The sequence below is a fragment of the Vineibacter terrae genome, from assembly GCF_008039615.1.
GTDB classification, from domain to species: Bacteria; Pseudomonadota; Alphaproteobacteria; order Reyranellales; family Reyranellaceae; genus Vineibacter; species Vineibacter terrae.
This window is the reverse complement of record NZ_VDUZ01000029.1, coordinates 1-21971: the sequence shown is the minus strand read 5'-3', so window position 1 is coordinate 21971 and position 21971 is coordinate 1. Positions and strand designations below refer to the sequence as shown.

Here is a 21971-nt window from a genome sequence, read left to right as displayed (position 1 = left end):
CGATCTTCCTTCCGGACCGCGGCCGCTGGAACGGCGATCCGCCAGCCAATAGCCTGCCCATGATGCCGCACGACATTCCTGCCGCCGATCGCGAATCGCTGGTCGACCTGCTGGCGCAGCTCTTTGCCGGGCCGCGCGAGGCGCCCGTGACCATCGCCCGCCTGATGGACGACATGAAGGGACGCGCCTACCCGCTGGTGGTGATCGTCTTCGATATCGCCAACTGCATCCCGACGGGCATCCCGTGGCTGTCGACCATAACCGGCATCCCGATCGTGATCCTGCTCGGCCAGATGCTGATGGGCTACGAGTCGCCGACGCTGCCGGCGTTCGTCGCCGGCAAGTCGATCCAGCGCGGCCGGCTGCAGGACTTCCTGGCGCGCGCCCGGCGCTGGATCTTGCGGCTGGAGAATGCCGTCCACCCGCGGTGCTCGGGCTGGACCACGGGCGCCGCCGGAGTCTGGCTGTCGCTGGCGATGCTGCTGAACGCCGTGGTTCTGGCGCTGCCGATCCCGTTCGACAACCTGCTGCCGGCCTGGGCCGTGATGTTCTTCGCCCTGGCCCTGCTGGAGCGCGACGGCGTGATGGCGATGGCAGGCTGGGCGATGACGCTCGCCACCCTGGTATGGACGGCGCTGCTGCTGTTCTTCTACAGCGAGGTGATGGCCCTGCTGCCCGGCTTCGCGCGCCAGATCAAGGAGGCGCTGTTCGGGTGAGTGGTATCACCTCTCCCGCTTGCAGGCGAGGTCGGCGCGTAGCGCCGGGTGAGGGCCTGCAGACGAGGTGCCTCATCCCTGGTCCCTCACCCTCCCATCGTGCTGGCGCACGATGGGCCCCTCCCTCTCCCGCATGCGGGAGAGGGGATTCAGTTGCGTGTCACGTGGGCGGAGACGGCGAGCCAGCTGCCGTCGCGGCGGGCCCAGACGTCGGTGTAGCGTCCGCCACCGGGCTTGCCGTCGGGCAGCGTGTAGCGGGTGCGGGCGTGGATGATCGCGAAATCACCCATGATGCGCACCATCACATCCAGCGCCTCCAGCCCCGTGATGCGCACGGGCTGCGCCGTCTGCTTCAGGAACGCGGCACGGTCGATCAGCGAGCCGTCCGGGTTGGAGCAGTAGAAATCGTCGGCCAGGATCTCCTCGAAGCGCCCGACATCCGAGGTCTGCACCGACCGGATGTAGTCCCGATTGAGAGCCAGCAGGATGTCGAGATCCGATGCGGGAACGGCGGCCCTTGGGCGCGCTTCGGCTGCAGGCATGGCTTTTCTCCCTGAAGGATTCCAGACTGCCGGTCGGGAATCTGATACAAACCGACTGACGGTCTGTCAATGTTGAAGGGCGTGCCGGTGGATAAGCGGGCGACGGACAAGAAGGCCGCCAGGGGCCAGGCGACGCGTGCGCAGATCGTGCAGACCGCCACCCTGCTGTTCTCCACGGCGGGATACGAGGCGACGTCGATCGAGACGGTGCTGGCGAGATCGGGAGTCAGCCGCGGCGCGCTCTATCACCACTTCGCCAGCAAGGAGGCGCTGTTCACGGCCGTGCTCGAGGCGATGGAGGCGCGGATCGCGCAAGCCACGATCGACGCCTCACGCGGCATCGCCGACCGGGTCGAGGCGATGCGGGTCGGCGGCGAGGCCTTCCTCGACCTCAGCCGCGATCCGGCGATCCGGCAGATCGTGCTGATCGATGCCCCGGCCGTGCTGGGCTGGCAGAAATGGCGCGACATCGATGCCCGCTTCGGCTTCGGCCTGCTAAAGGGATCGCTGCAGGCGGCCGCCGACGGCGGCCGGCTGCGCCCGGACCTGGTGGACATCTACGCCCATATCCTGCTGGCGGCGCTGCTGGAGACGGCGCTGGTCATCGCCCGCGCCGAAAACCCGGCCGAGGCGGCGCGGCTCGGCCGCGCGGCGCTGCAGGAGCTGATCGACAAGCTGCTGGGCGCGCCGAAGCCACGTCCGCCGCAGCGCAAGGCACGGTAGCGCCTTTCATCCATCCGCCGGAGGGCCTACGGTATTCGCGTCTTTCAGTACCGTCATCCCGAGCGCCCCTTCGACAGGCTCAGGAGTGGGATCTCCGGCGGAAGACGCAGGGTGCGCCATTCGCGGGAGATCCCACTCCTGAGCCTGTCGAAGGGGCGCTCGGGATGACGGTCTTGATTTTCGAAACGGAGGTCGTCATGGCAAGCCCTGGACCAGCCCCGGAAGTGTACCAGCATGGGCACCATGCCTCGGTCCTCAGCAACCACGCCAAGCGCACCGCCGAAGCCGTCGCCGTGTTCTTCCTGCCGTTGCTGAAGCCGGGCATGCGCCTGCTCGACGTCGGGTGCGGGCCGGGCACGATCACGCTCGGCCTGGCCAGGCGCGTCGCCCCCGGCTCCACGATCGGCATCGATGCCTCGCCACAGGCGATCGAGGCGGCACGACAGGCCGCCGGCACCACATCACCTGCCCTGTCGTTCGAGGTCGGCAACATCTATGAGCCGGCCTTCGCCGCCGACAGCTTCGATGCGGTCTTCGCGCACCAGGTGCTGCAGCACCTGGCGCGCCCTGTCGATGCCCTGCGCCAGATCAGGCGCCTGCTCAAGCCCGGCGGCGTGGCCGGGATGCGCGACGTCGACTGGGGCAGCACCACCTTCTATCCAGAGAGCCCGGGCATCCGGCGCTTCCTCGCGCTCTACTACGCGCTGGCGCAGCGCAACGGCGGCGAGCCCGACGCCGGCCGGCACCTGCGGCACTGGTTCCGCGAGGCCGGCTTCTCGACGACACGTGTCACGACCTCGACGGTGTCGTACGCGGATGCCGACGCGACACGGGAGTGGGCCGACACCTACGCCGAGCGCACGCTGCACTCCAACATCGCCGACAAGGCCGTGGAATACGGCCTGGCGTCGCGCGCCGACCTGGAGGCCATGGCTGCCGGCTGGCGCGACTGGGGCCGCGATCCGGATGCCCTGTTCTGCTTCTCGCACACCGAAGTGGTGGCCTGGAAAGGCTAGCGCCGGCGATCCACGACCCGGCGCGCGCAAGTTAGTCCCTCTAACAAGGCTGCTTAGAAAAACTAACGCCCGCCGGGCGACGCGATCCCCTAGATGTGGCCGCGAACCACGCTGCCTGCTCCATGGAGATCCAATGCCCGCACCCACGCTCGCCCGACGCCACTTGATGGCCATCGCCGGCCTCTCGGTGCTGCCGCTGCGCGCCGCCGCCGCGGCGCCGCCGAAGGCGATCTCCATCGACTGGGCGACCTACAACCCGGTGTCGCTGGTTCTCAAGGACAAGCGGATCCTGGAGGATGCCTTTGCCAAGGACGGCATCGCCATCCGCTGGGTGCAGTCCGCCGGCTCCAACAAGGCGCTGGAATTCCTCAATGCGGGCTCGGTGGACTTCGGATCGACCGCGGGCGCCGCAGCCCTGATCGGCCGCATCAATGGCAACCGGATCAAGTCCGTCTATGTCTACTCGCGGCCCGAGTGGACTGCGCTGGTCACGCGGCCCGACACCGGCATCAAATCCCCCGCCGACCTCAAGGGCCGGCGTGTTGCCGTCACCCGCGGCACCGACCCGCATATCTTCCTGGTGCGCGCGCTGGCCAATGCAGGCCTGTCCGAGAAGGACGTGAAGCTGGTGCTGCTGCAGCACGCCGACGGCCGGCTGGCCCTGCAGCGCAAGGATGTCGATGCCTGGGCCGGCCTCGATCCGATGATGGCGTCGGCCGAGATCGAGGACGGCGCCGTCCTGTTCTTCCGCAATCCCGATGCCAACACCTGGGGCATCCTGAACGTGCGCGAGGCGTTCGCGGTCCAGCACCCCGAGATCGTCGGCCGGATCCTGGCAGCCTACGAAAAGGGGCGCCGCTGGGCCGTCGACAACCCCAAGGAGCTTGCCGCCATCCTGGTCGCGGCCACCAAGCTGCCCGACAACGTCATCGCGCGGCAGCTCGAGCGCAACGGCCTCACCTACGGGCCCATCGGCAAGCCGCAGCGCGACAGCATCCTGGCCGCGGGCCTAGCATTGCAGCAGGCCGGGGTGGTCGGCGCCGGCGTCGACGTCACGGCGCAGGTCGACGGCCTGCTCGACAGCCGGTTCCTGCCGCCCGGACAATGAGCGTCTCACAGACATCGGATGCCACCGACCTCGGCGCGCCCGCCGCGCCGGCGGCGCGGCCGATCCCCTGGCGGCTGCTGCTGGGCTTCGTGCTGCCGGTCGGCGGCGCGCTGCTGTGGGAAGCGGCCGTGCGCGGCGGCCTCGCCGAGGGCCGCCTGATGCCGCCGCCCAGCCGCATCCTGCAGACATTGGCCGAGCTGGCGAGCAGCGGCGATCTGTGGCTGCACATCCAGGCGACGGTCGCGCGGGTCGTCGCCGGCTTCGCGCTGGGCGTGCTGGCCGGGACGCTGCTGGGCGCTCTGGCCGGCGCCTCCGGCCTGGCGCGCGCGCTGCTGGACCCGACGCTGCAAGGCCTGCGCGCCATCCCCTCGATCGCCTGGGTGCCGCTGTTCATCCTGTGGCTCGGCATCTTCGAGGCCTCCAAGGTCGCGCTGATCGCGGTCGGCGTCGCCTTCCCCGTCTATCTCGGCACGCTGGGCGCCATCCTGTCGATCGACCGCAAGATCATCGAGGTCGGCCGGGTCTTCCGCCTGTCCGGGCCGGCCCTGGTGCGGCGCATCATGCTGCCCGCCGTGCTGCCGCACTACGTCATCGCCCTGCGGTCGGGCCTCGGCCTGGGCTGGATGTTCGTGGTCGCGGCCGAGTTCATGGGCGCGTCCGAAGGGCTGGGCTATCTGCTGGTCGACGGCCAGCAGCTGGGCAAGCCGGCGCAAATCATCGCCGCCATCGTCGTCTTCGCGGTGCTGGGCAAGGCCACCGACGCCATCCTGGTGGCGCTGACCACGCCCTTGCTGCGCTGGCAGGACGTCGCGGTCAGGTCCTGAGATGCTCGAGCTGCACGCCGTCTCCAAGAGCTACGCCAACGGCACCCGCGCCCTGGCCGACATCTCGCTGTCGGTCGATGCCGGCGAGATCCTGGCCATTGTCGGCGGTTCCGGCTGCGGCAAGAGCACCCTGCTGCGGCTGGTGGCGGGCCTCGACGTTCCGACCAGGGGCACGATCCGCGTCGACGGCCAGGCGATCGCCAGCCCCCACGAAGCCGTCGGCCTGGTGTTCCAGGAGCCGCGCCTGCTGCCGTGGCTGACGGTGGCGCGCAATGTCGGCTTCGGCCTGACGGCGCTGCCGCCTGCCGAGCGCGCCGCCCGGGTCGATGCGGCGCTGGCGCGGGTCGGCCTTGCCGACTACGGCGAACGCTGGCCGCGCGAGCTGTCGGGCGGCCAGGCGCAGCGCGTGGCGCTGGCGCGCGCCCTGGTGACGCGGCCCCGCGTGCTGCTGCTCGACGAGCCGTTCTCGGCGCTCGACGCCTTCACCCGTGTCGACCTGCAGGACCATCTGCTGGACCTGTGGGCCGACACACGGCCGACCCTGGTCCTGGTCACGCATGATGTCGAGGAGGCCCTGGTCCTGGCCGACCGGGTGATGGTGATGCGGGCCCATCCCGGCCGCATCGCCGGCGTGATGCAGCTCGACACGCCGCGGCCACGCGACCGCCAGTCCGGCACCTTCGATCGCGCCAAGCGTCAGCTGCTGGCCGATCTCGGCCGCGCCAACACATGGCGGCCGGGAGAAGAGGCGTTTCCCACCGCGGCGATCTGAGCGCCGCACCGAACAGTCCTGTCGGTAACATCGTTGCGACAATGCGCGTCGCTTTCGAATCGTAAGATCAGTCCCGGCATCGTGATTTGCCGCCCCCTTCGAGCATGGCTCTTCTTTCTGCTGTCACGATGCGCATCTTCAACGATGAAGCATCGTCACGCAGGAGGAACATGCCATGTTCGACAACCGTCGATCCGGACTCGCGATCACATTCCTCGTCGCGCTCGCGCTGACAGGTGGTGCTTCGGCGGCGCACGCCGAGATGATGAAGATGAAGGCCACGCTGGCCGGCACGTCGGAAGTCCCGCCCAACACCAGCAAGGGTCAGGGGCAGGCAACGTTCGACTACGACAGCGGAACCAAGAAGCTGACTTGGAACATCAGCTATTCCGGCCTCACGGGACCGGCGACGGCCGGCCATATCCACGGGCCCGCCGCAGCGAACGCCAACGCCGGCGTCGCCATCCCGTTCGCCAAGCCGGCGTCGCCGATCACCGGATCGGCCACGCTGACCGAGGCGCAAGCGGCCGACCTGGTGGCCGGACGGATGTACGTCAACATCCACACCGCCGCCCACCCCGGCGGCGAGATCCGCGGCCAGATCGGGAAGTAGGGAGCGTGCTTGCGTCATCCGGAGCGCAAGCGAGGGATCTCTCGCGGATAGCGGACTGTGCGTCTTCCCGCAGGAGATCCGTCGCTGCGCTCGGGATGACGGACTGGTCCGCGCTCAGTACGATCGCGGCAGATCCAGCACGTGCTCGGCGACGAAGTTCAGCACCATGTTGGTCGAGATCGGCGCCACGGTGTAGAGGCGCGCCTCGCGGAACTTGCGCTCGACATCGAACTCCTCGGCGAAGCCGAAGCCGCCATGCGTCTGCACGCACATGTCGGCCGCCTGCCACGACGCCTCCGAGGCCAGCAGCTTGGCGACGTTGGCTTCCTCGCCGCAATTGATGCCGCTTTCGTACAGGCTCGCCGCCTTGCGCACCATGAGCTCGGCGGCCTGCACGGCGATATAGGCGCGCGCGATCGGATACTGCACGCCCTGGTTCTGGCCGATCGGCCGGCCGAACAGGTTGCGCTGCTTGGCGTACTCGGTCGCCTTCTCGATGAACCAGCGGCCATCGCCCAGCGACTCGGCGGCGATCAGGATGCGCTCGGCGTTCATGCCCGAGAGGATGTAGCGGAAGCCCTGCCCCTCCTCGCCGATCAGGTTCTCCGCCGGCACCTCCATGTTGTCGAAGAACACTTCGGTGCTGTTGTGATTCATCATGGTGCGGATGGGGCGGATCGTGAGGCCCTTGCCCAGCGCCGCGCGCATGTCGACCAGGAACACCGACAGCCCGTCGGTGCGCTTCTTCACCTGGTCGCGCGGCGTCGTGCGCGCCAGCAGCAGCATCAGGTCGGAATGCTCGGCGCGGCTGGTCCAGATCTTCTGGCCGTTCACGATGTAGCGGCTGTTGTCCTTCTTCACCGCCTGGGTGCGCAGGCTCAGCGTGTCGGTGCCGCTGGTGGGCTCGGTGACGCCGAACGCCTGCAGGCGCAGCTCGCCGGTCGCGATCTTCGGCAGGTAGCGCTGCTTCTGCGCCGCGCTGCCGTGCCGCAGCACCGTGCCCATGGTGTACATCTGGGCATGGCAGGCGGCGGCGTTGCAGCCGGCGGCGTGGATCTCCTCCAGCACGGCGGCCGCGGCCGAAATGCCCAGGCCGGCGCCACCGTACTCCTCCGGAATCAGGATTGACAGCCAGCCGGCTTCGGTGAGCGCCCGCACGAAGTCGGTGGGATAGGCCCGCTCGCGGTCGAGCTTGCGCCAGTAGGCGCCGTCGAACTTGCTGCAGAGCTGCCGGACCGCATCACGGATCTCGGGATGGGAGCGGGCATAGGGGTGATCGCTGGGGACGGCGGTCGCGGCCATTGGGCGTTCCTAAAAATCACAGGCAAAAGCCCGTTACCAGACGCGACAGGGCATGACGAGCCGGTTTTCAACAGGGCAGCCAAGAGGCCGTCACGCAGCGGAACGCCGGCGCGCGCCAGACACATCCGGGCGCCGGGCCGCTGCCTCGCTCTCCCACCAGGCGCCCAGCGCGTCGACCAGCGGCACCAGCCGGCGGCCGCGCGCGGTGAGGTCATAGTCGACCCGCAGCGGGTAGCCGGGGTGGACGGTGCGCTGCACGATGCCCGCCGCTTCCAGCTTGCGCAGCTCCAGGGAGAGGATGCGGTGCGACACCGTGGGATTGTCGCGCCGCAGATCGCTGAAGCGCTTCGTCCCGTCCTTCAGATAGTAGAGCAGCAGCGTCGGCCAGCGACCGCTGAGCACCCGCATGACCTGCTCGATCGGGCAGCGCGAAACGACGTCTTTCATGGACCGGCCTGGTTACAGAAATGTGCGTAATTTACATGGGAGCCGCGGCGCATAGAGTCCAGCGCGCTGCGCAGCACGATCCCTCAACGCCACGGAAGAGACATGGAACCGATCCTTCTCTACGGCTTCCCGCTGGGAAGCTCGATGGGGCTCGTCGCTGCGCTGGAGCGGCTGGGCCAACCCTATCGGCTGAGCCGCGTCGACATGCTGGCCGACATGGCGACGGACGGCTATGGCCGCATCAACGATCGCCGCGAGACACCGGTGCTGATCACCGATGACGGACGCGTGCTGACCGAGACCATGGCCATCGCCCTGTGGCTGGAGATGCGCGACACGGCTCGGCGCATCAGCTTCGCGCCCGGCAGCCCGCAGGCCGACCGCATGCATCAGCTCATGGCCTTCCTGAACACCGGCTTCACCGGCGCCTTCAGTCCCCTGTGGGCGGCCCTGGAAATGAAGGCGCCCGACCCGGCCGTGCAGGAGACCCTGCGCGCCTTCGGACGCCGATCGGTCGCCAACCGCCACGACCGGCTCGAAGCCCTGATCGGCGACACGCCGTTCCTGGCCGGCGACAGGCTGACGCTGGCCGACACCGTGCTGGTCGGCGTGGCGCGCTGGGCGGAGTTCCACAACGCCGTCGACACGGCGTCCTACCCGCGGCTGGCAGCGCTGCGGCGGCGCATCGAGGCCGAGCCTGACGTGCGCTTCGCACAGGCGATCGAGGCCGGCGAGGCGCCTGCAGGCAGCGGCGCCTTCAAGGGCCACGTGAAGCTGGCCGAGGTGATCGAGCGCTTCGGCACGCCACGACCGTCGCGCTGACACCTCTCCCCGCGGGAGCGGGATGATTGCATATGACCTCGTTGTCATCCCGAGCGCCAGCGAGGGCTCTCCTGCGGCAAGGCACACGGTGCGCTATTCGCGGGAGATCCCTCGCTGCGCTCGGGATGACGGCAGGGCATGCGCATGCGCTGACTCCCGCAGAGATGAGCCCCCTCAGCCGCGGGTGGCGGCGAGGACGGCTTCGATGACGGCGGCGTGCACGGGATGCGCGAAGCCGTCGACCGAGGCGGCGCGCACGCCGGCGACCGGATCGGCCGACGGGCCGTCGCGCACCAGGGTCTCCAGGATGCGCAAGTCGGCTTCCGGCGTCAGCGTCGCCAGCAGGCTCGCCGCCTTGGCCGGAAGCAGCAATGACAGCGCCGACAGCAGGGCATAGGCGCCCCAGTTGGAAACGCCGCAAACCATCAAATGATCGGCCGGCGTCACGCAGGCGATCTTCTCGCCGTTGGGCACCGAACGCCCGATCAGGTCGCGCGGCAGGCTGCCCATGCCGACCTCGTTGCCGCCGTCGCCGATCGCGATACGGACCCAGGCGCCGGCCGTGAACAGATCGTCCAGCGGCGCCGCGGCTGCCGACACATCGATGCCGCGCATCGTGTAGCTGCGGCCGTCGGCGGCCCGGCCGCAGCGCTCGATGGCGATGGCGTGGGTCACGCCCGCCGCGCGCCAGCGCTCGGCCACGGCAGCGATCGCGCGCGGCGCGTCGTCGGCATCGACCACGTCGAGCGCGATGTGCGGGCCGAAGGGCTCGCCGCTGCCCTGCATCGCCGCCGTCAACGCGCCGGCGCAAGGCGAATCGGTGGCCAGCCGCACGCGCCAGCCGCTGCGCGCGAAGCCCACCGCGAGATGCGCCGCGCCCACCGGGCCGTCAGTCTCGGCCATCGGCGGCTCCAGCGTCGGCACGAAGAAGCCGGTGATGATGCCGATGACAGGCTGCTCGGCGGCGGCGATCGCCTGCGCGGCGCGCGCGAGCTGGCCCTGCGTGGCTGCCATCAGCGGCGCCGCGCCGCGCCCGACCTCGCGGCAGACGGCCGCTTCGATGGCGGCCAGCCGCGCGTCGATATCCCCTCGCTGCATCACTTCTCCTTGGCCTCGTAGACACCGTCCCAGACCGCCGGCGGATCGGCGATGATCACCTTCAGCCGCTTGCGCATGCGGTCATAGTACGTGCCGGACCAGCCGGCCAGTTCGGCTTGCGCCTTCGCCGCCGACGCCAGCCGGCGGGCCTCGGCGAAGCGCCCGGCGCGATACTCGGCCAGGAAGGCCGCGTGCGCCGCCAGCAGCGCCCCGAACCCCGCAGACTCGCGCAGCCCGGCGTCGCCGACCAGCGCGAAGATGCGCTCCGGCTCGGTCTTGCCCTTCACCTTGATGAGATCGAGCTCGACATAGGCGAAGCCCGGCGCCTGGACCCGCGTGTCCTCGCCGACGATGACCGCCACGCCGTAGGCCTTGCACTGGCCTTCGAGGCGGGCGGCGAGGTTGACGTCGTCGCCCAGCACCGAATAGGTGAAGCGCTGATCCGATCCGAAATTGCCGACCGAGGCGCGGCCGGTGTTCAGGCCGATGCCGATGGTCACCGCGATATGGTTGCGGCCCTCGGCGTGCGCCTGCTCGCGCCACTCGACGTTCAGCGCCTTGAGCCGCGCCTGCATGGCCAGCGCCGTGCGGCAGGCGCGCGCGGCGTGGTCGGGCACGTCCAGCGGCGCGTTCCAGAACGCCATGATGGCATCGCCCATGTATTTGTCGATCGTGCCGCGCTCGGCCAGGATGATGTTGGTCATCGGCGTCAGGAAGCGGTTCATGAACCGCGTCAGGCCCTGCGGGTCGAACTGCTCTGCGATGGTGGTGAAGCCGCGCACGTCGGTGAACATCACCGTCAGCGCCCGCTCCTCGCCGCCCAGCTGCAGGCGCTCGGGGCTGCGCGCCAGCTCCTCGACCACATCCGGCGACAGGTAGAGGCCGAAGGCGCCGCGGATCTGGGCCCGCTCGCGCTCGGTCAGCATGAAGCTCGATGCCGAGCTGGCGGCGTACATCAGGGCCAGCGTGGCCGGCGGATAGATCGGATCGACCAGCATGCGCTCGCCGGCGAACAGGATCCAGGGCACGGCCAGCCCGGCGGCCACGCCGGCCACCGCCAGCACCGCCTCCCAGCCGGCCGACAGGCGCGGCATCAGGAACACGAACAGCAAGCCGACGGCGAGCAGGAAGCCGCCCTCCAGGAAGCCGGCGAAGAAAGGCCGCCAGAGATAGACGTCCGTGAAGATCTGCTCGACCGCCTGGGCGTGGATCTCGACGCCGGGGATGGCGGTATCGACCGGCGTGTTGCGGATGTCCTTGAGGCCGGCCGCGCTGGTGCCGATGAAGATGATGCTGCCCTCGACCTTGTCCCTGGGGACGCGGTCCTCCAGCACGTCCTTGGCTGAAATGAATCGCTGCGGCTGGTGGCCGCTGTCGTAGAGCAGCAGGTTGGCGTTGCGGTCGGTGGGCACGACCTTGTCGCCGACCCGCACCGACTGCACCCCCTCCTCGAACGGGGCGATCACGCGCGCCAGCCACGGCAGGTCGCCGCCCGAGGTGGCGCCGCGCACGATGTAGGTCGAAGCGCCCAGCGCCGTGCGCACCGCTTCCATCGCCAGCGCCGGATAGACATGCGGCTGGTCCTGCAGCCGCAGCAGCAGCGGCACGCGCCGGATGACCGTGATGTCGTAGTCGGGCGTGATGCCGCCATTGCCCTTGGCGCCGGCCTCCAGCAGCGGCAGCGTCGTGACGACGCTGGCATAGCGGCCGATGAAGCGCTGCGGATCCTCGCCGCTGATGGCATAGCCGTGGCGCAGCGCCGGCGGCCGGCTCGCGCGCGTGGCGACGTCGAAGGCGTAGGCCGTGACCACGGTCGAGTGCGCGAAGGCGTCGGCCAGCAGCTGGTCGTTGTCCTGCACCGCGTTGGCGATGCGCTGCACCGTCTCGGGATCGACATACGCGATCAGCTCGCGCACCCGGCGGCGCCACGACGAGGCGTCGGGCTCGGCGAACAGCACGTCGAAGGCGATCACGGCGGCGCCCTGCTCGGTGAGCTTGTCGACCAGCCTGGCGATGCGGTCGCGCGGCCATGGCCACTGGCCGTAAGCCGCCAGCGACGCCTCGTCGATATCGACGATGCGCACGTTCCATTGCGGGTCGTAGCTGCGCGGTTGCAGCCGCTGGAAGGTATCGAAGGCGAAGTCGCGCAGGCGGGCGACGCCGGGCGGATCGGCCACGCGCAGCGCCAAGGCGGCGACCAGGATCAGCAGCGGCGCCACGACCGGCAGCCGCCTGCTCCACCGCCTTGCCAGCGCCAGCCTCATCGAGCGCTCCCCGTCGCGCCAGGGCGAGCGCATATGGCGCAAGGTCGCGCGGCCGCCACTCCTGTCATCCCGAGCGCCCCTTCGACAGGCTCAGAAGAGGGATCTCCCGCGAACAGCGCACCGTGCGTCCTGCTGCGGGAGATCCCTCGCTGGCGCTCGGGATGACAGAAGGGCCTTATGCGATCGCCCTGCCCGTCGCGCGCCGCGACGCCTGCTGCGATCATCCCATGTCTGTTCGGATGACACCACCGCGGCGCAATGCTATTTCCGCGTGCGATGTTGCGTTGCGCCTTCCTGCCATGTCGCTGATCGATCCCGTCGGCGGCATCTACAACAAGATCATGGCGATCGCGCTCCTCTCCACCATGGACGCCATGGTGAAGGGGCTCGATGCACACTACCCGACCCTGCAGGTGATGTTCTGCCGCAGCCTGTTCGGCCTGCTGCCGCAGCTCTGGCTGATCCAGGCGGCAGGCGGCTGGCAGACCCTGGCGACACGGCAGCCGCTGCTGCAGTCGGTGCGCGTGGCGGCATCGCTGCTGTCGCTGTACGGCTTCTTCTACCTCTTCCCGCTGATGCCGCTGGCGGAGCTCTACGCGATCTCCTTCGCCGCACCGCTCTTCATGACGGCGCTGGGCGTGCCGCTGCTGGGCGAGCGCGTCGGCTGGCGGCGCTGGAGCGCGGTCGGCGTCGGCTTCGCCGGCGTGCTGATCATCGTCCAGCCGGGCTCGGCCGCCTTCCACCCGCTGTCGCTGGCGGTGCTCGCCGCCACCCTGTGCTATGCGCTGTCGATGATCTGCGTGCGCCGGCTGAGCCGCACGGACAGCGACCAGACCACGATCACCATCTATTCGCTGGCGGCGATCGGCGTCAGCGGGCTGATCATCGTCACCAACGCCGTGGCCGGCGAGCCGCTGGGCACGCTTTGGGTGTGGCCCACCGCTATCGACTGGCTCTGGATGCTGGCGCTGGGCGTGATCGGCGGGCTGGGCCAGATCCTGGTGACGCGTGCCTGGCGGCTGGCGCCGGCCGCGGTGCTGGCGCCGTTCGACTACATCTCGATCGTCTTCGCGCTGGGCTACGGCTGGCTGTTCTGGCGCGAGATACCGACACCGTGGCTATGGGGCGGCCTGCCGCTGATCATCGGCTCGGGGCTTTACATCCTGCATCGCGAGCGGGTGCGGGCACGCGAGCGCATTGCAGGCGCCTGACGCTCGCGGATCGGGCGGCTCGGTTGCGCCGGCATGAATTATCCTATAAAGTTTCCTATGTGATGGCCGTGTGGGGCGCGGCCATCCCAGCGTGCGACACTGCCGATGGGAAGGTGGGCCGGCGGTGAGCGTGTGCCGATGGCGTACGCGTTTCAGTTCCGTGGCCTCCACGTCGTTCGTTTGACAATTTGAATGCTTCGTCACGTGCATGCGCGCAGCCGCAGCGGCGATGCTGCGGCACAGGGGATCGTGTGTCGTAACGAGGCCGGGGAGTTTGCAGAACGCAAGTCACGGGGGGTGAGTTGCGTGGATCAACGTGGCTGCGGGCAGGACTCCTGTCCCTGTGCCTGACATGCGGCGTGCCGCTTGGATCGACCGCGCAGGCACAGCCGGCGCCGTCCGACCGTGCCGCCTATGATGCCGCTTTCAAGGCGATGATCACCGATCCGGGCGACCTCCAGAAGGCGTTCGCCTTCGTCGAGCTGGCGATCAAGGTCGGCGACCTGGAGGGCGCCGTTGCCGCGCTGGAGCGCATGCTGATCATCGCGCCCAACCTGCCGCGCGTGCGTCTGGAGCTCGGCGTGCTCTACTACCGGCTGGGCTCGTACCAGGTGGCGCGCCGCTACGTGACGGACGTACTCGCCCTGCCGGACGTGCCGCCGACGGTGCGGACGCGGGCCGAGGCCTTCCTGGCCGAGATCGACCGCCAGATCAATCCGCACAAATTCTCGGGCAGCCTGCTGTGGGGCTTCCGCTACCAGTCGAACGCCAACGCCGCGCCCACCGGCGGCACCGTCCGCTTCGGCGGCATCGACGCGCAGCTCGACCGGCAATCGACGTCCAGGAAGGACTGGAACGCCTTCATCATCGGCACCTTCCAGCATCTGTGGGATTTCGGCACGCAGGGCGGCGAGGCGCTCGACACCCAGGGGACGCTCTATGTCGCGCGGCAGTTCAAGGCCACCGACGTCAACCTGCTCTATGCCAGCCTGTCGAGCGGCCCGCGCCTGTGGCTGCTGCCCTCGGCGCTGCCGCAGGTCAGCATCCGGCCCTATGCCGCATTCGACTATGTGATCCTGGGCTCGTCGACGGAATATGTGGCGCCCGGCCTGGGCGTCAACATCGACAAGAAATGGGCCAGCGTGTCGGCCGGCTTCGTCGCCGAGCTGCGGCGGCGCGACTACCACAACAGCGCGACGCGGCCGTTCAACGATTTCCGCACCGGCTGGGAGAAGTTCGGGCGGCTGTCGGCCGACTGGCAGGTGCTGCCGTGGCTGTCGCTGGGCGCCACCGCCGGCATCGGCCGCTTCGATGCCAACAAGCCGTTCGAGACCTACAACGAATGGCTGCTGGGCGTGGGCCTGATCGCGACGATGGGACGGCCCTCGTGGGCGCCCGATGACCAGATCTCGCTGGCGCTCTCCGCGGCGCGCCTGTGGGACAACTATGCCGAGCCGGACCCGACCATCGATCCGAACACGACGCGGCGCGACCGCGAGTGGCGCCTGTCGGCGACGCTGCAGATACCGGTCGCCGAGCGCCTCGCGGTGGTCGTGCAGGGCGCCCGCAACTCGCGCTCATCGACGCTGCCCAACTTCGCCTACGTCAACTACATCGCCATGGTCGGCATGACATGGCGGTTCTGAGCCGCCTCGGGCGGCAGGGAGAGACATCATGAGGATGACCTCCGTTCCTGGGCTGTTGTGCGCCACCATGCTGGCGCTGCACGGTGTCGGCGCGCAGTCCAAGGTCGGCGTCACCAGCTCGGCAGCAGGCGAGCCGATCGGCACGCCGCCGGCGCAGCAGGACCGCATCCTGCGCGTCGGCACCGACGTCGTCGCCAACGAAGCGATCCGCACGTCGGCCAACGACCGGGCCCACCTGCTGTTCAACGACGGCACGGCGCTCACCATCGGGCCCAGCAGCCAGATCGTGATCGACCGCTACGTCTACGACCCGGACAAGAAGGCGGGCGACATCGCGGTCACCGTCACCAAGGGCGTGTTCCGCCTGGTCGGCGGCAACATCACCAAGTCGTCGGAAGCCGTGGTCAAGACGCCCGCCGCCACGATCGGCATCCGCGGCGGCATCAGCGTGATCGACGCCTCGGTGCCGACGGCCGTGAAGGCGTTCTTCCTGTTCGGCGAGCGCATGCGGGTCACCAACGCCAACGGCGAGGAGGTCGCGCGCCGCCCCGGGTCGATCATCGAGATCGCGACCGGACGGCGGCCGGGCGAGCCGCGCCTGGCGCTGCGCACCGAGCTGGCGGCGCCCAACGGCGCCCTGGAAGCGTCGCGGCCAGCGTCGGCCGCGGGCACGCCGGCACCGTCCAGCATCGAGCAGGGGCTGGCGCAATCCGGCGTGAGCGGCGTGAACTCCGCCTTGGCCCCCGGCGCCATCGCGCCCGCGACCACGGCCAACGGCACGGCGTCCGCCACCACGATGGCGCAGCTGACCAACACGGCCAGCGCCGATGCCAACAGCCGGTCGGGGCAATCCTTCCTCCTGCCGGCACCGCCCGGCCCGACCGGACCGTCGCAGCAACCGCCGCCGCCCGAGCCGGTGCAGCAGGCCGCGCCGCAGCCACCGGCACCGCAACCCCAGCCCCAGCCCCAGCCGACGACGCCCCAGCCCCAGCCGCCACAGGCGCAGCCGCCCTCGCCGCCGGCACCGCCACCGCCGCCAGCACCACCCAGCGTGGTGTTGATCCCGGGCCAGGGGCGCTACATCGCCGACCGGCCCTACACCCAGTTCAACAACGCCACGCTGGCCGCGCCGCGCGATCCGGCCAACAACGCGGCGCTGATCAGCGCTTCGGTGGTCGGCGGCACGACGCTGGCGCTCACCACCCAGAGCGGCGCCGCGTTCACCCTGCCCTGGAGTCCCGGCGCGGCCGTGACGCTCACCGCCGGCAACACCAGCTCGAGCTTCGGGCCGCTGACCGGCCTGGGGCTGACATCGGTCGGTGGTGATTTCTTCGCCTATGTCTTCGTGCCCAACAACGCCCCGGACAAGCTCAGCGGCGTGTTCGGCGGCACGCCCACGGCCAGCGACGGCCTGCCGATCTCCGGGTTCGGCGCCCATGTCCTGGTCGGCGTCCAGTCGGCAACCCTGACCTCGCCGACCGCCTTCGTGCCGCCGCAGGACGCGCTGCGGCCCGCCATCCTCTCGGCCTTCAACTCGCCGCTGCTGTCGGTCTACTCGCCCAACGCGCACGTGCCGCTGATCGCCAGCGCGCCCGATCCCAACCAGCGTGCGGTGGCGATGCAGGCCTCGCTCGGGATCGTGGGCCAGGGCAGCGCGCAGTCCTCTTACATCGGGCTGATGCTGGCGACCTACATCACCGACTACACCAAGCCTGACGCGATCGCGCTGTCCGGCCTGTTCAGCGGCTCGCTGCGCGCCGCGGCCAGCGACCACACCGTGCGCTTCGCGTCGGCGGCCTCGACGATGGAAACCCAGACCGGGACCGCGATCTACGGCCCGCACGCCGAATACATGGTGCTCGGCCCCGACAGCCTGGTGACCAACGGCATCAACGACAGCACGCGCACGCAGCAGGCGGCCCTGCGGCAGCCGCTGGACAACCTGAGCTCGACCGACAGCTACTATCCGCTCGCGCTCGCGGTGCCGGCGGCGGTGCCCGACGGGCTCGGCAGCCGGCGGACCACGCGCCCGATGAACGGCTATGCCGGCGCCAATGTCGAGACGGTCGACGCGTCAGGCAACATCTCCGAATACAGCCTGCGCAACAGGCGCCCGACCGATGTCGGCATCACCACCGACGCGTCCAGCAACCGCGTCGAGGCGACGCTGCGGCTGAAGCGTGCCGGCCATCATCACCACCATCCCGACCTGACCCTGGCGCTCGGCGGCCTCTCGGGGCCCAACCGGTCACGCTCGGCTTTCATCGACGACGCCAATTTCGCGATGGCGCAGAGCGCCACGGTCGGCGCCACCTACGGCCACGGCAATCCCGCCGATGCGCGGGTGTTCGCCGTGACCCAGTCCAGCGTGCCGGTGCAGAACCTCCTGCCCAGCGGCGTGAGCTTCTGCGACTGCCAATACCTGTCGTGGGGATATTGGGCCGGCGATGTGCGCTACGACAGCGGCCCGCGCGCTGGCCAGCGCGACCGCATGCACCTGGGAACCTGGGTCGCCGGCGAGCTCGCGAGCGTGGCGCAGATCCCGGTCTACGGCACCGCCTCCTACAGCGGCCACATCATCGGCAACGTCACCAACGGCAACGACCGCTACGTTGCAGCCGGCGGCTACCGCCAGGCCTGGAACTTCGGCACCCGCTCGGGCTCGGTGGCGATCACCAGCTTCGACGGCACCGACTACACCGGCCCCTCCGCCGCGCCACGGACGCCGCGGGACTTCGTCGCCACGGTCACCGGCGGTGGCCGCAGCGGCGCGCTGAACGGCTCCTTCTTCCGCAGCCCGACCGACCCGGTCGCCTACCAGGCCGGCAGCTTCGCGATCAACGGCGCCGCCTACCGCGCCACCGGCATCTTCGCTGGCAAGCGGTAGGGAGATCCTGTCATCCCGAGCGCAGCGAGGGATCTCCTGCGGACGGGCGCACGAGTGCGTCATTCGGGGGAGATCCCTCGCTACGCTCGGGATGACAGTGTGTATCGGGTTATGCCGCCGCCTTCTTGCGCTCGGCGGCGAGGTTGGCGAGCGCGTTCCAGCAGCCGAACGACAGCAGGTGGGCGTAGGTCCAGGCCAGCCAGCCCTTCTCCCGCCAGGCTTCCAGGGTGGCGGCCGGCAGCTTGTTGAACCGGGCCTCGTCGACCACCTTGAAGCCGGCCAGCGACAGGCGCTCGGTGCCGGCGATCGTGGCCTGCGCCTGGTTGTCGACCAGCACGTCGTTGGCCTGCAGGGCCGCGACATACTCGGCCGTCGCCTTGTGGTTGTTCTGATAGGCGGCGCAGAATTGCAGCGCGCTGTTGACCAGGTTGGTGGGCTTGTTCTCGGCATCGAACAGCGGCAGCTTGCCGCCGTCGACGACGAAGCCGCCGCCCTCGTCGATCGCCAGGATGAGCTGGCCGCCCGCCGCCTCGATGAAGACGAACGGATAGCGGCGCACATAGGCCGGAATGTAGAGGTTGGGCTCCCAGGTGCCGTCGCGGCGCACGAACAGGTTCTCGTCAGCCCGCAGCCCCAGCACCGCCACCGGCACGGCCCCGTCCTGACCCGAGAACACGATCGGGTAGTGGCGCTGCGCCAGCGCGAACTCGGCGCCGCTCACCGGCACGGAATTGGTGCGCACCGAGAAGCCGAAGCCGGGATTGTCGCGCAGCGACTTGCCCCTGTGCCGATTGGCGTCGACCGGTGCCGGCTGGGTGTAGAACAATGGCATGGGCGGGGCCGGCGTCTGGCTGACAGGTGTGGACACGACAAAATCCCCGCTTTTAGTGTGGCTAATGACCAGTCATGCAATTTTATAATCCGAACCGGCGCGGAGCCATTGTTTTCGGTGGCGTCCGACCGACTTGGACCTGCATTTGGTTGACAGTCCCGCCGGCAGCACCACATTAGGCACGAGAAGGGCCGGACGCGGCCCGCCAGACAAGGTTCGAGCCATGCCGGATGCCTTCATCGATGTCCCGGTCGATGCCCAGGTGACGCTGAGCGACAGCGCCGCCAAGCGCATCGCCTTCCTGCTGTCGCGCGAGTCCGCCGAAGCCAAGCTGCGCGTGGCGGTCAACGGCGGCGGCTGCTCGGGCTTCCAGTACATGTTCGATTTCGACACCAACACGGGCGACGACGACGTCGTGATCGAGAAGGACGGCGCCCGGGTGCTGATCGACAGCGCCTCGCTGGAGCTGCTCAAGGGCAGCCAGATCGACTACGTCACCGAGATGGTCGGCGCCTCGTTCCAGATCAAGAATCCCAACGCCAGCAGCTCGTGCGGCTGCGGCAACTCGTTCAGCGTGTGATGTCGGATCGCGGGCGTCCACGCCCGCATTGGCGCGCAAGCGCCGACAGTCAGGATATCGCCTTGCGCTCCGCTGCGGGCGATTGCGCGCGTGGACGCGCGCGGTCCGAAGAAGCAGACGGCCGCACGTAAGCGCCCTGCTTCTGGAGGGCACTCTGGAGCACCGTGACGTCCAGCGCGCGCGGCGCCACGCCGACGGACGCGGCCAGCGCCGCGGCGGCCCCGGCGGCGTGGCCGGTGAGCCAGCATTGCGGGATTTCGCGCATGAAGGAATGCGAGGTGGCATCGCACGACAGGTGCCGGCCGGGGGCCAGCAGCCCGTCGACGGCGCGCGGCAGCAGCGCGCCATAGGGCACCGAGATATTGCGGAACCTGGGTGACAGCGAGGGGCTGACGCCGACCTCGCTCGACAGCGGCGTGCCGTCATCCCATTGCGCGCGCACGACCTTCTCGACACCGACCATGCGCCGCGTGTGGCGCACGCCCATCTGCGGCGCGCTCTGCACGGGATAGGCGTTGGCGAAGCCCGGCGCGTGGGCGCGGAACACCTCCAGGTGCTGCCACATCAGACGCCGGCACAGCGTCTCGACCTCGGTGAGGTCATCGACGTTCAGCGCATCGAAGCCCGACTGGCGCGGCCCCATGAACAGCGCCACGTCATCGCGCCACGAGGTGAAGGGCCGCTCGAAGTGCCGCACCTTCTCGCGGCCCAGCGCCATGAAGGCGCTGTAGCCGTCGGGATCCGAGGTCCGGAAATCCATCCACCGCTTCATGTCGACGCCGGCCCATATCCAGGCCGTGTTCATGCAGTGGTGGATGTCGTTCTTCTCGATGTCGTTCTCCGACGGCACACCGGCGCGATGGAAGATGTCACCGTCGCCCGTGGCGTCGACCGTGACCTTGGCGAGGATCGCCTGCCGCCCCTCCTTGCTTTCGAAGACGACGCCCTTCACGGCGCCGTCCTCGACGACCGGCACCGAGGCCCAGCCGTGCAGCGCCAGCCGCGCGCCGGCCTCCTCGACCATGTCGAGCGACACCAGCTTCAGGCGCTCCGGGCAGACCATGGGCGACCACGTGACGATGCCGTGGAAGGCTGCGGCGCGCAGCGACCAGTAGGCGGCGGTGGCGGCATCGCGCGAGCCCCAGTCGGCGCGCGCCGGGCCACAGACATACTCCTTGGGCAGGCGGTCGAAGACCTCCTCGGCGAAGCCGCGGATCACCGGCTTGCCATCCCAGTCGGTCATGCGATCGATCCAGAACACCAGCCCGCCGGTCGACAGACCGCCGAGATGGTTGTAGCGCTCCAGCAGCACGACATCGGCGCCCAGCCGCGCGGCGCTCACCGCGGCGGCCGTGCCGGCCGGCCCGCCGCCCACCACCAGCACGTCGCACTCGGCGAACACCGGCAGGGTGCGCGAGGGCTCGACCCAGGTCTTTTGTGGCCGGGCCACGCGCCGGCGACGGCGGCCGCCTTCGAATATCTCCGACGTGAAGAACAAGCGCCCTTCGGCCATGGAACACGCCCCAGCGTCATTTTGAACGCACAGACCGTATCCCGAGCGCAGCGAGGGATCTCCCGCTTGCAAGAACGCGTTCTCCTTTCCGGGAGATCCCTCGCTGCGCTCGGGATGACGGTGCGTGGACAATGATACCGCTCCGGCCGCACCCGTAAACCTTCCCTTCGCATCGCAGACTTGCGATGGTGCGGCCATGAAGATCGCGACCTGGAACATCAACTCGGTGCGCCGGCGCACCGGCAACCTCACGGACTGGCTCAAGCGGGCCCAGCCGGACGTGCTGCTGCTGCAGGAGATCAAGTGCCAGGACGACCAGTTCCCGCGCCTGGAGGTCGAGGCGGCGGGCTATTGCTGCGCCGTCGTCGGCCAGAAGAGCTGGAACGGCGTGGCGCTGGTGTCGCGCACCCAGCCCGAGGTCATCAACCGGGCCCTGCCCGGCGATGACGGCGATGTCCAGGCGCGCTATGTCGAGGCGCGCTTCGCGACCAGCGCCGGGCCCTTGCACGTGGCGTCGATCTACCTGCCCAATGGCAATCCGGTCGGTACTGAGAAGTTTCCCTACAAGCTCGCCTTCATGCGGCGGCTGCACCAGCGTGCCCACGAGCTGCTCGACAGCGAGGCGCTGGTGGTGCTGGCCGGCGACTACAACGTCTGCCCCACCGACAAGGACGTCTACGATCCCATCGCCTGGGCCAACGACGCGCTGTGCCGGCCGGAGTCGCGCCAGGCGCTGCGCGCCATCCTCAACCTCGGCTACACCGACGCTTTCCGCGCCCTGCACCCGGGCGTGCAGGCCTACAGCTTCTGGGACTACCAGGCCGGCGCCTGGCCCAAGAACAACGGCCTGCGCATCGACCACCTGCTGCTCTCGCCACAGGCCACCGATCGCCTGAAGGCCTGCGGCATCGACCGGGCCGAGCGCGGCCGGCCGGAGCCGTCGGACCACGTGCCGGTATGGGTCGAGCTCGACGCGGCGGTGGCCGGGTAGCCTTTCGGACCGCGCGCGTCCACGCGCGCTCATGATCCGGCGCTTTCGCGCCGGTGCGCGCGTG

The 21971-nt window shown here is 69.5% G+C and carries 20 protein-coding genes; 13 read left to right on the top strand and 7 right to left on the bottom strand.

What is annotated here, in order from left to right:
* Nucleotides 1-59: 59 nt before the first annotated feature.
* A complete protein-coding gene (locus FHP25_RS23275) occupies nucleotides 60-716 on the top strand; it encodes an exopolysaccharide biosynthesis protein (protein WP_147849368.1) in 657 nt (218 codons plus the stop codon).
* Nucleotides 717-865: 149 nt separating this feature from the next.
* On the opposite strand, the gene FHP25_RS23270 is transcribed toward FHP25_RS23275, so the two are convergent.
* Nucleotides 866-1258 carry a nuclear transport factor 2 family protein gene (locus FHP25_RS23270; protein WP_147849367.1) on the bottom strand — a complete coding sequence of 131 codons (393 nt, stop codon included), beginning with the start codon at nucleotides 1256-1258 and terminating at the stop codon, nucleotides 866-868.
* An 87-nt stretch (nucleotides 1259-1345) separates the two neighbouring features.
* Between FHP25_RS23270 and FHP25_RS23265 the strand changes: the two genes are divergently transcribed.
* The 6 genes from FHP25_RS23265 to FHP25_RS23240 all read left to right on the top strand — a co-directional run bounded on the left by FHP25_RS23265 (nucleotide 1346) and on the right by FHP25_RS23240 (nucleotide 6314).
* Nucleotides 1346-1981, top strand: a complete 636-nt coding sequence (locus tag FHP25_RS23265) for a TetR/AcrR family transcriptional regulator (protein WP_178133729.1) — start codon at nucleotides 1346-1348, stop codon at nucleotides 1979-1981.
* A 197-nt stretch (nucleotides 1982-2178) separates the two neighbouring features.
* Nucleotides 2179-2997 (top strand): methyltransferase domain-containing protein, encoded by an 819-nt coding sequence (locus tag FHP25_RS23260; protein ID WP_147849365.1) that lies wholly within the window; start codon nucleotides 2179-2181, stop codon nucleotides 2995-2997.
* Nucleotides 2998-3130: 133 nt separating this feature from the next.
* Nucleotides 3131-4105, top strand: a complete 975-nt coding sequence (locus tag FHP25_RS23255; RefSeq protein ID WP_218578533.1) for an aliphatic sulfonate ABC transporter substrate-binding protein — start codon at nucleotides 3131-3133, stop codon at nucleotides 4103-4105.
* Entirely contained in the window at nucleotides 4102-4929 is an 828-nt protein-coding gene (locus FHP25_RS23250; RefSeq protein ID WP_147849364.1) for an ABC transporter permease, read from the top strand. Before FHP25_RS23255 ends, FHP25_RS23250 begins: the two co-directional genes overlap by 4 nt.
* Nucleotide 4930: 1 nt before the next feature.
* A complete protein-coding gene (locus FHP25_RS23245) occupies nucleotides 4931-5701 on the top strand; it encodes an ABC transporter ATP-binding protein (RefSeq protein WP_147849363.1) in 771 nt (256 codons plus the stop codon).
* A gap of 175 nt (nucleotides 5702-5876) precedes the next feature.
* Nucleotides 5877-6314, top strand: a complete 438-nt coding sequence (locus FHP25_RS23240; protein ID WP_147849362.1) for a CHRD domain-containing protein — start codon at nucleotides 5877-5879, stop codon at nucleotides 6312-6314.
* A gap of 114 nt (nucleotides 6315-6428) precedes the next feature.
* Here the strand turns inward: FHP25_RS23240 and FHP25_RS23235 are convergent, their stop codons facing one another.
* A complete protein-coding gene (locus FHP25_RS23235; protein WP_147849361.1) occupies nucleotides 6429-7616 on the bottom strand; it encodes an acyl-CoA dehydrogenase family protein in 1188 nt (395 codons plus the stop codon).
* A 90-nt stretch (nucleotides 7617-7706) separates the two neighbouring features.
* Nucleotides 7707-8063, bottom strand: a complete 357-nt coding sequence (locus tag FHP25_RS23230; RefSeq protein ID WP_147849360.1) for a winged helix-turn-helix transcriptional regulator — start codon at nucleotides 8061-8063, stop codon at nucleotides 7707-7709.
* A gap of 102 nt (nucleotides 8064-8165) precedes the next feature.
* Here FHP25_RS23230 and FHP25_RS23225 point away from each other — a divergent pair, with 102 nt between their 5' ends.
* Nucleotides 8166-8885, top strand: a complete 720-nt coding sequence (locus FHP25_RS23225) for a glutathione S-transferase family protein (RefSeq protein ID WP_147849359.1) — start codon at nucleotides 8166-8168, stop codon at nucleotides 8883-8885.
* Between the two features lie 174 nt (nucleotides 8886-9059).
* Here FHP25_RS23225 and FHP25_RS23220 read toward each other — a convergent pair whose 3' ends face one another.
* The gene (locus FHP25_RS23220) at nucleotides 9060-9983 is read right to left on the bottom strand and encodes a glutamate cyclase domain-containing protein (protein WP_147849358.1); all 924 of its coding nucleotides are present in this window, start codon (nucleotides 9981-9983) and stop codon (nucleotides 9060-9062) included.
* Nucleotides 9983-12247 (bottom strand): CHASE2 domain-containing protein, encoded by a 2265-nt coding sequence (locus FHP25_RS23215; protein ID WP_178133728.1) that lies wholly within the window; start codon nucleotides 12245-12247, stop codon nucleotides 9983-9985. The genes FHP25_RS23220 and FHP25_RS23215 overlap by 1 nt, the downstream gene beginning before the upstream one ends.
* Nucleotides 12248-12531: 284 nt before the next feature.
* On the opposite strand from FHP25_RS23215, the gene FHP25_RS23210 reads away from it, so the two are divergent.
* The 3 genes from FHP25_RS23210 (at nucleotide 12532) to FHP25_RS23200 (ending at nucleotide 17991) form a co-directional block, all read left to right on the top strand.
* Entirely contained in the window at nucleotides 12532-13458 is a 927-nt protein-coding gene (locus tag FHP25_RS23210) for a DMT family transporter (RefSeq protein ID WP_178133727.1), read from the top strand.
* Between the two features lie 359 nt (nucleotides 13459-13817).
* Complete coding sequence (locus FHP25_RS23205; protein ID WP_147849355.1) at nucleotides 13818-15104, top strand: tetratricopeptide repeat protein; 1287 nt, start codon at nucleotides 13818-13820, stop codon at nucleotides 15102-15104.
* 28 nt (nucleotides 15105-15132) lie between these two features.
* Nucleotides 15133-17991: a FecR domain-containing protein gene (locus FHP25_RS23200; RefSeq protein ID WP_147849354.1), complete on the top strand. Its 2859-nt coding sequence runs from the start codon at nucleotides 15133-15135 to the stop codon at nucleotides 17989-17991.
* A 109-nt stretch (nucleotides 17992-18100) separates the two neighbouring features.
* On the opposite strand, the gene FHP25_RS23195 is transcribed toward FHP25_RS23200, so the two are convergent.
* Nucleotides 18101-18859, bottom strand: coding sequence for a SapC family protein (locus FHP25_RS23195; protein WP_231712442.1), 759 nt, complete (start codon nucleotides 18857-18859; stop codon nucleotides 18101-18103).
* A gap of 187 nt (nucleotides 18860-19046) precedes the next feature.
* Between FHP25_RS23195 and erpA the strand changes: the two genes are divergently transcribed.
* Nucleotides 19047-19403 (top strand): iron-sulfur cluster insertion protein ErpA, encoded by a 357-nt coding sequence (gene erpA, locus FHP25_RS23190; protein ID WP_147849353.1) that lies wholly within the window; start codon nucleotides 19047-19049, stop codon nucleotides 19401-19403.
* A gap of 49 nt (nucleotides 19404-19452) precedes the next feature.
* Here the strand turns inward: erpA and FHP25_RS23185 are convergent, their stop codons facing one another.
* Nucleotides 19453-20916 (bottom strand): FAD-dependent oxidoreductase, encoded by a 1464-nt coding sequence (locus FHP25_RS23185; protein WP_147849352.1) that lies wholly within the window; start codon nucleotides 20914-20916, stop codon nucleotides 19453-19455.
* Between the two features lie 196 nt (nucleotides 20917-21112).
* On the opposite strand from FHP25_RS23185, the gene FHP25_RS23180 reads away from it, so the two are divergent.
* On the top strand, nucleotides 21113-21907 hold the full coding sequence (locus tag FHP25_RS23180) for an exodeoxyribonuclease III (protein WP_147849351.1): 795 nt from the start codon (nucleotides 21113-21115) through the stop codon (nucleotides 21905-21907).
* Nucleotides 21908-21971: the final 64 nt, after the last annotated feature.

Bases quoted from the DNA above. Each gene is read 5' to 3' on its own strand.
- FHP25_RS23275 (WP_147849368.1), top strand. From the start codon at position 60: ATGATGCCGCACGACATTCCTGCCGCCGATCGCGAATCGCTGGTCGAC.
- FHP25_RS23270 (WP_147849367.1), bottom strand. From the start codon at position 1,258: ATGCCTGCAGCCGAAGCGCGCCCAAGGGCCGCCGTTCCCGCATCGGAT.
- FHP25_RS23260 (WP_147849365.1), top strand. From the start codon at position 2,179: ATGGCAAGCCCTGGACCAGCCCCGGAAGTGTACCAGCATGGGCACCAT.
- FHP25_RS23255 (WP_218578533.1), top strand. From the start codon at position 3,131: ATGCCCGCACCCACGCTCGCCCGACGCCACTTGATGGCCATCGCCGGC.
- FHP25_RS23250 (WP_147849364.1), top strand. From the start codon at position 4,102: ATGAGCGTCTCACAGACATCGGATGCCACCGACCTCGGCGCGCCCGCC.
- FHP25_RS23245 (WP_147849363.1), top strand. From the start codon at position 4,931: ATGCTCGAGCTGCACGCCGTCTCCAAGAGCTACGCCAACGGCACCCGC.
- FHP25_RS23240 (WP_147849362.1), top strand. From the start codon at position 5,877: ATGTTCGACAACCGTCGATCCGGACTCGCGATCACATTCCTCGTCGCG.
- FHP25_RS23235 (WP_147849361.1), bottom strand. From the start codon at position 7,616: ATGGCCGCGACCGCCGTCCCCAGCGATCACCCCTATGCCCGCTCCCAT.
- FHP25_RS23230 (WP_147849360.1), bottom strand. From the start codon at position 8,063: ATGAAAGACGTCGTTTCGCGCTGCCCGATCGAGCAGGTCATGCGGGTG.
- FHP25_RS23225 (WP_147849359.1), top strand. From the start codon at position 8,166: ATGGAACCGATCCTTCTCTACGGCTTCCCGCTGGGAAGCTCGATGGGG.
- FHP25_RS23220 (WP_147849358.1), bottom strand. From the start codon at position 9,983: ATGCAGCGAGGGGATATCGACGCGCGGCTGGCCGCCATCGAAGCGGCC.
- FHP25_RS23215 (WP_178133728.1), bottom strand. From the start codon at position 12,247: ATGAGGCTGGCGCTGGCAAGGCGGTGGAGCAGGCGGCTGCCGGTCGTG.
- FHP25_RS23200 (WP_147849354.1), top strand. From the start codon at position 15,133: ATGAGGATGACCTCCGTTCCTGGGCTGTTGTGCGCCACCATGCTGGCG.
- erpA (WP_147849353.1), top strand. From the start codon at position 19,047: ATGCCGGATGCCTTCATCGATGTCCCGGTCGATGCCCAGGTGACGCTG.
- FHP25_RS23185 (WP_147849352.1), bottom strand. From the start codon at position 20,916: ATGGCCGAAGGGCGCTTGTTCTTCACGTCGGAGATATTCGAAGGCGGC.
- FHP25_RS23180 (WP_147849351.1), top strand. From the start codon at position 21,113: ATGAAGATCGCGACCTGGAACATCAACTCGGTGCGCCGGCGCACCGGC.